The following is a 13,137-nucleotide window of genomic DNA, read 5'->3' on the forward strand; positions in this document are numbered from 1 at the left end:
ATCAGTCATTCAGTTGATACAAGTGCAAAATTCCTAAAACTATAATACATTTCTAAAATTCTAAAAGTCGAATAAACTTTTTTAATGGAGGCAACAATTTATGCGATCCGTTAAAGCTGCTTTGTCTCTGGTTTTGATCAATTGGATGTGTATCTCTTAATAAAAAAAACAACTTTAAAGTAGTATCAACCATAAAAAGAAAATTAGTATAAATGAAAGACAATCAGACAAAAAAATATTATTGGGGAATTGGATTAGAAAACGAAACCTACATGCAATTTGAGGAATCCTTAATAGTTTCTGGTGCGTTTATACAAGAAAAAATTGGTTTTGAGAAATACAGTATCGACTATAGAAAATGCTACAAACCAGAAAGCCTTGCTCCTGTTTTGAAAAAAGCTTTTAACTCAAAAGAAAGTTACAAAGTAAGCCGAATGATGAACAGTCATTCACTTGAAAAACTGGATATCAATTATCAGCACAAAATGTTATCGCCAATAAAACCATTGATTGATACGGCAACTGGCGAAGAAAACGCACAGCCAATTGAAAACCCTGAATATCTTGGGAAATCGATCATGGAACTTTTCCTTGAAGATCAGCCTTACAACATTCAAAGTATGATTACCCAAAGAAACAAAACGATGGGATCTGTACATTTTGATGGCGATTCTATCGAATTTGTAACCAAATATTTTGAAAACAGAACCATTGCTGATTCCTGCAAAGAACTAAAAGCAACCAAAAAGTTATTTTTAGATAAAATCAATGAATCATCTGTTTTAAATGGAAAATTAAATTTTCCGGATTACAACAACGGACTTAATATGTTCATGACCAATCAGGAAAACCTGGTTTTGTTTAATAACGGAACGTATCATTTTCATATTACGTTACCTTCATTGACGGAAGACAGCAGAATTGTTGACTATACTGATTTTGAAAAAACACATGCTAATGCGATTTATTTATTGCAATGGTTTGAGCCTTTTTTCATCGCTACTCTTGGAAGTCCTGATATTATGGGCGTGATAAGTGACAAGTACAGTCTGGACAAAAAGTTTACTTTAGGTTCTATGCGAAATGCAATGTCCCGTTACATTGGCGTTGGAACGTATAACAAAGCAATGCCAAAAGGTAAAATTCTAACGTACAACGTAGACAATTTCAGAAAGTTATTGAAATTTGAAAAGGAAGAAAACATCTGGTGGCGCGATCAGATTGAAACAGAAATGGAATACGAAATGCTTTCAGAAGTGGGTCTTGATTTTAATCAGGAAAAAATGTACCAAAGCGGTTTCGAATTCAGAAGTTTTGATGAGTTTCCTGCAGAATATTTAAATGATGTTCTTTTTTCTATCATTCTGATTTGTGAGCATTCCTTAAATCTTCCAGATGTTCAGTGGGGTCATGACAGCAAAGCATGGAATAATCTTGTTTTTAAAACATTGAAAATGGGTTATGCTACTGAAATCAACGAAGAAGAAAAGAAGGAAGTTTTAAATTTACTTCAATTATTGAATTCGGCAGATGAGAATTACGATACGCTAAAATCTGAATTTGAAGCCATCACAATGCTGGACGAATTTTTCTTTAAAATTCTGTCTGTTTTACATGAAACCTACAAAGACAACAATATTTGTCTGGATGCGATGTACGGTCAAAAAACAACTGTTGCCCCAAAATGGGACAACTTTAATAAATACCAAACAGAAAGACATCTAAAGCAAATTGGCGCTTTTTGCGATAATTAAAACTCGATTTCACTATAAAATACTAATCCTTATGCACCTACACATAAGGATTTTTTTATGTCTGATTTTTTTATTGAAACAATGTTGCATTTACAAATAAGAAGTATATATTTGCAACAACATTGCGTTAAGCATAGTTTAATTAGAATGAAAATGAAATTAAGAATCTTTTCTCTTTTCTTACCACTGGTTGTAGTATTTGCGATACTATTTCCGGCGATACATTCTTATGAACACATACAAAGTCACAATACTTCGCATAAAAGCGTAAAACTGCAATTACAAAGCAATAAAGCGGATTTAAAAGTACACGATCATAGTAATGAAGAATGTACCATCTGTCATTTTAAATTTAGTCCTGTAGCTACTTTTTCTTTTAGCTGTTTTCAGTTTTATAAAAATAGTCCGTTAATCCATACGGTACATTTTTATTTCTCATCCTTTTCTGAGTTTTTCAAAGGCTCGTTATTTTCTCTAAGGGCCCCTCCTCTTTTCTAAAACTGTAAAAGTAAAGTTTGAAATTTGAGAGGGTTTACAAGCAAATTATCCGAAAAGAATTAATTTTTCTGATAAGCGTTGTATCTATTCGTTTTTCCTGCATACAATAGCACCAGCGTTGTCTTTAATGCTTGCGTGTCATGATTATTTCACCTCGAAAACCAGTAAATTCAGGCATTCGTATTATAATAATTTCTATTTCATTAGGAAACAATACTCTGCGTCACTAGCATCTCGCATCTCCTTTTCACTTTTTCACAGTTTAACAATTCACATTCCGCATTTCACATTTCACATTTTACCCCATTTCTGACACGAAATGCAGTCCTCTGTAACCCATATTTAATAGTTATGAATACGCTAACATGCCCAACAACCAGAATTCTGGTATTTTTTTGCACCATTGCCTTTGCTTTCACTTCTTGTGATAGTGACAAAAATGAAATTGATACGGAGTATCCTGTAGTGGATACTTCGGCCGCAAACGCTTTCCCTATACAATGCAGCCAGGTCACCCGGGGCCAGAAAATTATATTCAGAGCGAAATTTACAGACAACACTGAATTGGGCTCTTACAGTCTTGACATTCATCACAATTTTGACCATCACACGCACAGCACCGAAGTCAATAATTGTGCTACTGAACCTGTCAAAAAGCCTGTAAACCCACTGTTGTATATTAATTCAGTTACTATTCCCGTAGGACAAAAAAGTTACGAAGCATCACAGGAAATCCTGATTCCGACTGATGTTGATCCGGGTGATTATCATTTTATGATTCGTTTGACGGATAAAGAAGGCTGGCAAACCATCAAAGGATTAAGTATTAAAGTTTTATAAGTTGTTTTTAATGTATCAAAATAAATCAAATCGATTGCAGACTTTTTGCCTGTTGCTTTTTTGTTTTGCTATAGTGACAAAGGGGACAGCGCAAACCGTTCGTTTATCGGGTAGCGTAATTTCTACTGGTCACAAACCATTAGAGGGCGCTATCGTTACTCTTTATCCCTGCAATGCAAGTACAACTACAGATCACGGAGGTAATTTCTTTTTTAACCAGATACCAAAAGATACTAAATTCTTAACCGTACATTTTTACGGTTACGCGTACTATGAAGTCCAAATTTCTTTAAATAAAAAGGAAATGGTACTTGCTGCTATTGTATTACATCCGGAAATAAAAGAGTTGCAGGAAGTGATTATTACAGATTCTTATGAAACACATCGAAAAAAAGAAACATCACTTTCTATTGAAACGGTAAGTAGCAGTTTTATTCAGCGAAATCTCGGTGGAAGCCTTATGCAGTCCTTGCAAAGGATTCCGGGTGTTAAGACCATTTCCATTGGTTCCGGTGGCTCAAAACCCTTAATTCGGGGACTAAGCTTTAATCAGGTTATTGTTGTCGAAAACGGCATCAAACATGAAGGTCAGCAATGGGGCGCCGATCACGGGCTTGAAATTGACCAATACGCCGTAAATCGGGTTGAAATTATTAAAGGACCTTCCTCTTTTATTTATGGATCAGATGCCATTGGCGGTGCGGTTAATATAAAACCTGTACCTTTTCCAGTTAAAAATACTTTTGGGGGGAGTGCTGACTTTAGCGGAAAAAGCAATAATGCACAATTTGGTGGCTCGGTCAACCTTTTTGGACGTAAAGAGAAATGGTTTTTCGATACGCGACTTACTGCCATGGATTATGGAGATTATCGTGTTCCTACTGATACCGTTCAGGTTTATAATTATGCTGTCCCCTTATATAAAAATCATTTACGCAACACAGCAGGACGTGAACTCGATTGGCACGGCAGTGGAGGTTACAGTAGTGAAAAATTTAAATCGGTTTTATATATCAGTAACATTTACAGCAAAAGTGGCTTTTTTGCCAATGCACATGGGCTGGAACCCCGAAATGTAGATACCGAACTTCACGATAAATCAAGCAGAGATATTTTAATGCCTTTTCAGGAAGTCACGCATACTAAAATTAGTACGACAACTTCTTTTCAATTGGGCGCTCATCAATTGGAAACGCAAATGGGTTTTCAGAAGAATTTCCGTCGGGAATACAGCCATTATGTCAATCATGGCTATATGCCACCTGTCTATCCTGAAGGGATGTATGCACCACAGGATTTAGAAAGACAATATGATAAAGAAGTTTTTTCTGTTGCGATTAAGGATGAATTTTCAATCCAAAATCATCATTTAACTGTAGGGCTAAATGGCGAACAGCAACAAAATGAAATTAACGGCTGGAGTTTTTTAATTCCTGCTTTTAAACAAACCAATGCCGGATTATTTGTTTACGACAAAATGCAGCTCAGCGACCAATGGTTGTTACATGGAGCTGTTCGGATGGATTATGGCCGAATCGAAATGAAACAATATACAGACTGGTTTCCTAGTGAAAAGACAATAAACGAGCTGACTACTGCTGAACATTTAAAACGTTCTTCAGCCCTTACAAGAACATTTAAAAGTTTTAACTGGTCAACAGGCGTGAATTATACGCCCGGGCAATGGTCGTTAAAAGCAAATCTCGGAACGAGTTTCAGAATGCCAATTGCGAAAGAACTCGCTTCAAACGGTGTCAATTACCACTATTTCAGATTTGAGAAAGGTAATCCAGATTTAGCAGCCGAACGTTCTTATCAGCTGGATCTTGGTATGGAATGGAAGTCCAATAAATGGTCTGTTCAGTTGAGTCCGTTTTTCAATTATTTCCCCAATTACATTTACCTGAATCCGACTTCGCTACACGATATTTATTATGGTGCCGGCAATCAGGTTTTTGAATACGAACAAAGCAAAGTGATGCGCTACGGTGGAGAATTGCAAGTGCGCTATCACTTTACGCCTCTTTTTACCGGCGAAATTCTGGCAGAATATCTTTATTCAGAACAATTATCGGGCAGTAAAAAAGGCTACACACTCCCTTTCTCGCCTCCTGCGTCGATTTTGTTTGGGCTGAATTATACCCCGGAAATTAAAAATTTGAGCGGTACCTATTTTTCGATCGATTACCGTTATACCGCGGCGCAAAATCAGATTGTTCCGCCGGAGAAAAAAACAGCAAGCAGTAGTGTTTTTAATCTGGCCTTTGGAACTAAAGTTAAAGCAGGACAGCAGGATTTCATTCTAAGCTTCCAGATTCAGAATTTATTCAATACCAAATACCTGAATCATACCAGTTTTTATCGTTTAATAGAACTGCCTGAAGCCAGCAGAAACATTATTCTGTCTGTAAAAATTCCCTTTTTACTATTAAAATAAATGCACTATGAATTCAATTAATTAATCCCAAACCCTATGAAAAAAGTAAAATTATTTCTTCTGTTTTTTGTAACGGCAGCCACCTTTACGGCTTGTAATAACGACGACGACGAGCGCACTGTCTCGAAACCAACAGCTAACAACGTCGAAATTGGAACCGCCAACAACAAACGTGCCCTGATTGGCCGTGATTTCCATTTTAATGCTGATGTTATTTCCGGTGATAAAATTGGCGATGTACAGTTAAAAATCCTTCCAAAAAAAGGAGAAATCTATAGTAAAGACTGGAAGTTTGAATTAAACTGGATCGAATACAAAGGGGCGAAAAACACCAATGTACACAAACACTTCAATATTCCTTCAGAAGCTCCGGAAGGTAAATTCGATTTCTATTTCATTGTGAAAGACGAAAACGGTACCGAACTCGAAATTAAAGAAGAACTAACGATTACAGATCCCGCTAATATGCCTGCTGATCCGTTAATTGGCAGAGATATGCTTTCCCGAAATGATGATTTGATTTATTATATGGAAACCTGGGTGGAACCGGAATTAATCTTTAAAAAGAAGGATCTGCTTACAGCACATGCCCAGGTGAGCCAGATTATGGGAGACGGAATTTTGTATTCTGTTTTAATAAAGAAAAGTGCCAATTACCATCCTGAAAGTATCGATAATCTGGATTTTAAAAAGGTGATTGTCATCTCAAAAGTAGAACATAAAGGCCTTCCACCCGCTTCAAAAATGGCTACCCTACACAAGATAAATGAGGTTTGGGGTGGTGAGAGTATCATAATTGGTGCTGAAAACGATGCAAACGGAACCGTAATTACGGGAGACAAAGCCTGGCAATCTGGTCAATACAATTGGGTGGTACTTTATAAAAACACAACCTACAACCTGAGTGTTTATAAATCGATGCCCATTACTATCAATTATTAATTCATAATCCCAATAATAACTTTAAACCCTTTAAAAATGAAAAACAATTATTTCAAACTGATTTTCTTATTTGTTTTAGCCTCATTTGCAGTTTCCTGTAACAATGACGATGATAACACTGCAATTCCTGATGAAGCGTTATCTGAATACAAATACCTGCGAATATTACTTTCTGATGAAAAAACAACAGCTCTTACATTGGTAAATCCATTGGATGCCAGCACAACTTCCTTTACTGCCAAATTTGCAAAAGCATCACTTTACACCACTGAATCCGGTAGATACGCAGGAATTATACACCGAACAGCAAATACTGTAGAAACTTTTGACAGTGGGTTCGAAAGTCACGGTGATCATGTCGATGTAGACGGAACTCCGAAGTTTGGTGCTTTGGTTGGTCAATCGCTTCTGCCAACTCATTTTAAAAGTAAAATAGGAGAATTACTCACTTTCAATGACGGAGACGGCACGTTAGCTGTTGCTAAGGAATCAGAAATTAATACAGTCGGAGCAAAGTTCAAATCGATAAATGCGGGTTTGTTGGCGCATCACGGTGCCATGGCTACTTTTAGCAATGGTACTTATGCGATTACCGTAAAAGATAATTCGGTTGCAGGAACACTTCCTGAAAAAGTAAAAATTATTGATAATGCAGGGAAAACCCTTTTTGATGCAACTGTGGCAACAAAAGGTATTCACGGAAATGCCTCTGACGGAACTTATGCCGTTTTCGGCTCAGCGAGCGGTGTTTTGGTGGTTGAAAGTTCAGGAAAACAGCAACTTATTTCACTTCCTGAAGATTTTGGAACTGCCTGGTTTGGAAGTATTTTAGAAACAAAAGCAAAAGGAAAATTTGTTGGGTATACTGCTGCAAAAGGAGCTTACTTAATTGATGTAGTTAACGGTTCTATTAAACCTATTTTTCAGAGTACTGCCATCATGCAATGCAAGGTGAACTACAACTCGACAAAACTCGGAATCCTATTGCATTCAGGTGAATTCAAATTATTCAACCTGACAAGTTTACAAGCTGAAAAAGAAGGCAAAATTATAAATGAAACTGCCACTGATGCCGCTTTAAAACCACAAATGCAATTAACAGAAAAGTTTGCTTACCTCACTTCTCCTGCTACGGGCGAATTGCTACAACTAAATTTGTCGACACTGACAGTTGTAAAGAAAATAAAAGTTTCTGCCACACCCTATATGATTACCATTCTTGGTTTTGAAAATGACAAAAGTCATTAATTAAGGAGCATAAATAAGGCCCATTCCTTTCGGTTTGGGCCTTATTTTATCTTACAACCTGATTTATTTTTATGTTTAGTTACCGCCCAGAACCGCTTTCAATGAAACATATTTATCCAGGCTTTTAAAATCGTGTCCTTTTCCTTTCATCGATTTGATAAAAGATGGTGTCGCACCAACTGCTTTTGCTCCCACTACATCTTCAAGATCCAAATCGTTAAAACCAAGATCCTTTTATTCTAGTAGTAATGCTGGTGTTACATTTAACGATTTCAAAGCTAATAAATCTTCTGCACTGATATCGTTATAACCTGCTTTCTTAAAACTATTTATGAAATCAGGCGTTACATTTAGCGACTTGAAAGCAATTAGATCATCGTTCGAAAGAGCATTATAACCTAATTTTTTAAAGGAATCAATAAAAGCCTGATCAATTTTCAATGATTTAAATGCAATAATATCGTCATCTTTATCTTCTTGATCTTCTCCATCTTTTGCCTCTTTGTCATTCTTTTTCGAAGTTGTAGAACCATGGAAATCCTTGATATATTTTGCATCAATTCCCTGAGATTTTAATGCAATAATGTTACCCGCACTTAGATCTTTGTAACCAGATTTACGAATTTCTTCAATATATGCCTGGTCTATTCCCAATGATTTAAAAGGAACAAGGTCCTCCAAATCAATATCCGGAACTGCTTGTTTAATTGAAGTAATATAGTCCTCATTTACATCTAATGCAGCAAGAGGAATAAGTTGGTCCTTGTCTAGTTTGCTGTAACCATTTTTCTTAAGCATTTGTACATAAGATTGTTTGATGTTAATCATAAAGAAAACCATACGATCTTCATCGTCCTTAAGGTCAATACCTTCCTTCTCCATTGCTGCGCTATAAGCTGTGTTAGCCGTAAATTTATAGGTTCCCATGCCTTTGTCACCTTCAAATTTACCAACAAAAGTCATTGTTCCGGCTTCGCGTGTTAAGGTGAATGTTCCCTGTTTGTCTCTCGGGAGGTCTTTAAATTCATTCAGCTGAAAAGTACTGTTCGAATTGTCGTTTTCGTCGCTTTTAAATTGCACATTTACAGTATTGCCTTTGATAGTGGCAAACCAATTTCCTTCCGTCTCCATTCCGCTCTGAATGTTGGACTGTCTTTCTTGCTTTTCTTCTTTTTCTTTAAAAGCCAGCGTTTGACTTTGCGCTGCCGGTTGATTAAAAAGGCAGGCAAACAGCACCATAATTGGCAGCAGGAAAAAGTATTTCCAGGTGGTGTGCACGTTTGATTTTTTTGAGTTCATCATGATGATTCGTTTTTTTAATAATGATTGATTATAATTAGTTGTAAGACTCAAAGGGAATTGTGGCGCTGCTACCTGTAGCAGACTGAATTGATAACTTTCTTTTTCCACCGTATCCTGTTGCAGCATTTGGTCATCTGTCAAAAATTCAAGATTAATTTCTAACGCTTTTCTCCATTGCCAGGCAAAAGGATTAAACCACTGAAAAATAAGAACGATCTCAGCAAGCAAAAGATCAATGGTATGCTTTTGTTCAATATGAATTTTTTCATGAAGCAAAATCTGATTGTAGGTTTCCCACTCATATTTTTCAGGATTAATAAAAATAGTATTAGCAAAAGAACAAGGCGCCTTATCGCCTGTTATTTCGACAATACGGAATTTTCCATCCTGAATAACCGACTTCGAATAGGCTCTATAAAATAATAAGACAGCCTGCATCAAAAAGTTAAAGGCAAACACTATAACACCAAACCAATACAAATAAAATAACAACTTTGTAATTGATTCAAAATTGACAAATTGTTCCGTCTTTTCAGCAAGTGTTGGTTGTACAGGTTGTTCTTTTAGCACTGCAGTTGTAGAGGTATTCACCGGAGTGTCTGTTACAATAACAGGTTTTTCTACAGCAATTTTTCTAAAAGATAATTGATAAGGAACCGGAACTAATGGCAAAATAAAAGCCAATGCCATGCAGGAAAGCAATACAAGTCGGTTTAAATGAAAGAAAGTTTCTTTTTGCAAAAGCAGTTTGTAAAATACCAAACAGGCCGTAAGAATAAGCGCAGAATATAAAATATAAGGTATCATATCTTTTCTTTTTTAATGAGGTGCACAATTTCATCTAATTCTTTTTCTGTCAGTTTCTGCTCTTTGGCAAAAAAGGCCAGCATTCGAGGATAAGAATTATCAAAATACTGACTCACAATATCCTTTAGCGCAAATTGCTGGTACTCTTCCCTACTTATTACCGGAAAAAAGCAATGCATATTTCCAGCGGTTTCATGATTCAAAAAACCTTTTTCTTCCAGTATCTTCACTATAGTCGCCACACTATTATAATGCGGTTTCGGATCTGGTAATAATGGAATAATATCTCTTATGAAGGCTTTGTTCAAATCCCAAAACACCTGCATGATCTGTTCTTCTCTTTTTGCTAGTTTTATCATCGTTTACAAATTTTGATGCAAGATACTACTAATTAATTAGTAGACAAACTAATTTGTTAGTATTTTAACTAATTCATTAGTAACAACCTTAAATACAAGGTTTAAAAATCAACTCATATAATTGATAAACAACACTATAACAAACATAAAATCAAATAAATTATACTTTTTCTTAAAAATAGAAATGTCAATTTTAAAAAACTAAACTCCTATTATATAAAAGAACATAAGCACAAAATTGCTTATTTTTATGTTTCCTTATTTCTATAATCATTTCAACCTTTTCCAGATTCCTACTTAATTTAAACAAATAAATTATGAGCGACATTGCACGAAGATTTCCAGAGAATCCACTTTTAATGCCCAAAGATTTACAGGCAAGTAGCGACGAATTACAAATTATCAGTCTTTTGAACCCGGGAGTTTTTGTTTTCGAAGAAAAAACCTGGTTGTTGGTACGAGTTGCAGAAAGTATTGCACAAAAGGAAGGCGTTATCTTTTTTCCGGTAGTAAACGCTTTAGGAAAAATTGAAATTATTGAAATACCGCTTAATGATCCTGATTTGATTGCTACTGATGCCAGGGTAATTCAATATAAAGGACTTGATTATTTAACGACACTTTCGCATCTTCGTTTAGTATGCAGCGATGACGGCATTCATTTTTATACTCCTCAAGGTTTTAATCCTCTTGTAGGTTCCGGAATATTGGAACAATTTGGTATTGAAGACGCCAGAGTTAGTTATCTCGAAAATCAATATTATATCACTTATACAGCAGTTTCATCCAACGGCGTGGGAGTTGGATTGCGAACCACTAAAGACTGGAAAAATTTTGAAATGAAAGGCATGATCTTTCCTCCGCACAATAAAGATGTTGCTCTTTTTGAAGAAAAAATAAACGGCAAATTTTATGCTTTACACCGACCATCAAGTCCACAAATTGGAGGAAATTTTATTTGGCTGGCCGAATCTCCTGATGGAATTCATTGGGGAAATCATCAATTTCTTCTCGGAACCCGAATGGGATTTTGGGATAGTGCAAGAGTTGGTGCCGGAGCCGCGCCAATTAAAACAGATAAAGGATGGCTCGAAATTTACCACGGAGCAAATGCAGAACATCAATATTGTCTAGGAGCATTTTTAATGGACCTTGAAGATCCTTCTAAAGTTATTGCCCGCACAATCGAACCCATTATGAGTCCACAGGAAAATTACGAACTGAGTGGCTTTTTCGGTTATGTGGTTTTTACCAATGGCCATGTTGTGGATGGCGATAAAATTACCCTGTATTACGGAGCTGCAGACGAATTTGTGTGTGGCGCTTATTTTTCTATCAAAGAAATTTTAGCTGCTTTAGAAGTATAAAAACTTTTTTTAACACAAATTACAATCAAATTCTATACTGAAAATCAAAATATTACAAAAAATTAGTTATATTTAAATCCCCAAAAATTTACATTTCTCTCTCACTGATTTCAAACTGTTATTAATTAAAAAGTAAACATATTATGAAATGGTTCACTAGTTTGATGCTAAAATTTAGAGGGAAATTTTCAAATTCAACAACCGATAAATCGTTTGAAAATTTAGAAAAAGCCAGGAAATTTTATTTAGCGAATAAATATGAAGAGGCTTTAGTTTGTTTGAGTACTTTTTCTAATTCTGATGCCCATCCTGAAGCTTATAAGCTTAAAGGCGACTGTTTACAAAGGATGGATTTTCATTACAATGCAATTGAAGATTTTGATAAAGCAATTGAAACCAATCCATTGGAATTTTCAAATTATTACAGTAGGGCTGTTTCTAAAAAAGCCATTTTAGATTTTACCGGACAAATTGAAGATTTGCATAATGCGATCTATTACTATAATAAAAGTGCCGTTTTAAAAAGATCGGTTCTGAGAGCTTTTGAATCTGATTTGTTGTCTGCCAAAATGAATATTGAGACGCTTGCCAAAAATGCTTCTGAAATAACCAGAACTCCTACTTTGGAAATCAAAACCCACATTACAGAATCATTGCATCTGATCAGAAAAGTTAAATTAAAAAATGTAGTACTGGAGTAATTGCATTTTTATTCTCTATAGTAAACCGGTAAAAGCAATTTTTAGCGGTTTTTTATTTTTCCCTCCGCTTTGCTACTCATTATCTTCTTTTAAATTTTATAACTTCTAACCTTAATTATATAATTTTTCATCATAAGTATTTGTCAATTTTGATAGAAACAAATACAAAGATGAAAGACTTCTTACGCAATAACGGTTTATGTATCTGCTTTTTATTACTTTTTATAGTAACGCTGGCAGGTCAGATAATTTTCGGATTTGAAGAACATAATAAAGAGTTAATCGAAAATGGCGGTGCGGCCGTAAATCTTTCTTCTTATTTTATTTCAGGTCATTTTATTGAATCTACTTTTGAAAATTGGGAAAGCGAATTTCTTCAAATGGGCTTGTTTGTTGTCTTTACTATTTTTTTAATGCAAAAAGGTTCCTCAGAATCAAAGGATCTAGATAAAAAAGAAGAAGTCGACAGAGAACCCTCACCTGCCCGAAAAGACGCGCCCTGGCCTGTAAAAAAAGGCGGTTGGATTCTTACCCTCTACAAACATTCCCTCACTATCTCGTTGTTATTGCTATTTGTAATTTCTTTTATACTTCATTTTTATGGAAGTCTAAAAGATCAAAATGAGCAATTAACATTAAAAGGAATGCCTTTAGAATCTGTTTCTGACTATATCGGTGATTCCAGATTTTGGTTTGAATCTTTTCAAAACTGGCAAAGCGAATTCCTTTCTGTTTTTGCCATCATACTGCTTTCTGTTTATTTAAGGCAGATTGGCTCCTCACAGTCGAAACCTGTTGACGCACCTCATATGCAAACAGGTGAATAACCCTTAGATTTTAATAACTATAAAAAGAATCTTTTAATCCATTAAAATTTATCAT

Annotated in this window: 11 protein-coding genes; 8 read left to right on the plus strand and 3 right to left on the minus strand. The window is 35.4% G+C overall.

All coding sequences use genetic code 11. From position 1 onward, the window contains the following. The first annotated feature begins 212 nt into the window (after positions 1–212). The 5 genes from B0A65_RS01720 (at position 213) to B0A65_RS01745 (ending at position 7,719) form a co-directional block, all read left to right on the plus strand. Positions 213–1,754 carry a hypothetical protein gene (locus B0A65_RS01720; RefSeq protein ID WP_074658018.1) on the plus strand — a complete coding sequence of 514 codons (1,542 nt, stop codon included), beginning with the start codon at positions 213–215 and terminating at the stop codon, positions 1,752–1,754. 849 nt (positions 1,755–2,603) lie between these two features. Then, positions 2,604–3,092, plus strand: a complete 489-nt coding sequence (locus B0A65_RS01730) for a DUF4625 domain-containing protein (RefSeq protein WP_074658014.1) — start codon at positions 2,604–2,606, stop codon at positions 3,090–3,092. A 10-nt stretch (positions 3,093–3,102) separates the two neighbouring features. Beyond that, the gene (locus B0A65_RS01735) at positions 3,103–5,529 is read left to right on the plus strand and encodes a TonB-dependent receptor (protein WP_083370383.1); all 2,427 of its coding nucleotides are present in this window, start codon (positions 3,103–3,105) and stop codon (positions 5,527–5,529) included. A 36-nt stretch (positions 5,530–5,565) separates the two neighbouring features. Further along, entirely contained in the window at positions 5,566–6,471 is a 906-nt protein-coding gene (locus B0A65_RS01740) for a DUF4625 domain-containing protein (RefSeq protein WP_074658012.1), read from the plus strand. Positions 6,472–6,507: 36 nt separating this feature from the next. Continuing rightward, positions 6,508–7,719, plus strand: a complete 1,212-nt coding sequence (locus B0A65_RS01745) for a hypothetical protein (protein ID WP_074658010.1) — start codon at positions 6,508–6,510, stop codon at positions 7,717–7,719. 75 nt (positions 7,720–7,794) lie between these two features. Here the strand turns inward: B0A65_RS01745 and B0A65_RS23205 are convergent, their stop codons facing one another. From B0A65_RS23205 to B0A65_RS01755, 3 genes are read right to left on the minus strand one after another with little or no spacing between them, the layout of a single operon-like run. Further along, positions 7,795–7,932 carry a hypothetical protein gene (locus tag B0A65_RS23205; protein WP_207556393.1) on the minus strand — a complete coding sequence of 46 codons (138 nt, stop codon included), beginning with the start codon at positions 7,930–7,932 and terminating at the stop codon, positions 7,795–7,797. Positions 7,933–7,953: 21 nt separating this feature from the next. Continuing rightward, positions 7,954–9,828 (minus strand): M56 family metallopeptidase, encoded by a 1,875-nt coding sequence (locus B0A65_RS01750; RefSeq protein WP_207556394.1) that lies wholly within the window; start codon positions 9,826–9,828, stop codon positions 7,954–7,956. Next, positions 9,825–10,187 carry a BlaI/MecI/CopY family transcriptional regulator gene (locus tag B0A65_RS01755; protein ID WP_074658008.1) on the minus strand — a complete coding sequence of 121 codons (363 nt, stop codon included), beginning with the start codon at positions 10,185–10,187 and terminating at the stop codon, positions 9,825–9,827. Before B0A65_RS01755 ends, B0A65_RS01750 begins: the two co-directional genes overlap by 4 nt. 317 nt (positions 10,188–10,504) lie before the next feature. Between B0A65_RS01755 and B0A65_RS01760 the strand changes: the two genes are divergently transcribed. From B0A65_RS01760 to B0A65_RS01770, 3 genes are all read left to right on the plus strand, one after another. Further along, a complete protein-coding gene (locus B0A65_RS01760; RefSeq protein ID WP_074658006.1) occupies positions 10,505–11,554 on the plus strand; it encodes a glycoside hydrolase family 130 protein in 1,050 nt (349 codons plus the stop codon). 143 nt (positions 11,555–11,697) lie between these two features. Then, entirely contained in the window at positions 11,698–12,255 is a 558-nt protein-coding gene (locus tag B0A65_RS01765; RefSeq protein WP_074658004.1) for a hypothetical protein, read from the plus strand. Positions 12,256–12,425: 170 nt separating this feature from the next. After that, entirely contained in the window at positions 12,426–13,082 is a 657-nt protein-coding gene (locus B0A65_RS01770) for a DUF6766 family protein (RefSeq protein ID WP_074658002.1), read from the plus strand. Positions 13,083–13,137: the final 55 nt, after the last annotated feature.

The organism is Flavobacterium frigidimaris (assembly GCF_002217275.1).
Lineage (GTDB): Bacteria > Bacteroidota > Bacteroidia > Flavobacteriales > Flavobacteriaceae > Flavobacterium > Flavobacterium aquidurense.

Excerpts from the sequence above, each read along its gene's own strand:
- B0A65_RS01770 (WP_074658002.1), top strand. The coding sequence starts at position 12,426 with ATGAAAGACTTCTTACGCAATAACGGTTTATGTATCTGCTTTTTATTA.
- B0A65_RS01760 (WP_074658006.1), top strand. The coding sequence starts at position 10,505 with ATGAGCGACATTGCACGAAGATTTCCAGAGAATCCACTTTTAATGCCC.
- B0A65_RS01720 (WP_074658018.1), top strand. The coding sequence starts at position 213 with ATGAAAGACAATCAGACAAAAAAATATTATTGGGGAATTGGATTAGAA.
- B0A65_RS01730 (WP_074658014.1), top strand. The coding sequence starts at position 2,604 with ATGAATACGCTAACATGCCCAACAACCAGAATTCTGGTATTTTTTTGC.
- B0A65_RS01735 (WP_083370383.1), top strand. The coding sequence starts at position 3,103 with ATGTATCAAAATAAATCAAATCGATTGCAGACTTTTTGCCTGTTGCTT.
- B0A65_RS01745 (WP_074658010.1), top strand. The coding sequence starts at position 6,508 with ATGAAAAACAATTATTTCAAACTGATTTTCTTATTTGTTTTAGCCTCA.
- B0A65_RS01755 (WP_074658008.1), bottom strand. The coding sequence starts at position 10,187 with ATGATAAAACTAGCAAAAAGAGAAGAACAGATCATGCAGGTGTTTTGG.
- B0A65_RS01750 (WP_207556394.1), bottom strand. The coding sequence starts at position 9,828 with ATGATACCTTATATTTTATATTCTGCGCTTATTCTTACGGCCTGTTTG.
- B0A65_RS01765 (WP_074658004.1), top strand. The coding sequence starts at position 11,698 with ATGAAATGGTTCACTAGTTTGATGCTAAAATTTAGAGGGAAATTTTCA.
- B0A65_RS01740 (WP_074658012.1), top strand. The coding sequence starts at position 5,566 with ATGAAAAAAGTAAAATTATTTCTTCTGTTTTTTGTAACGGCAGCCACC.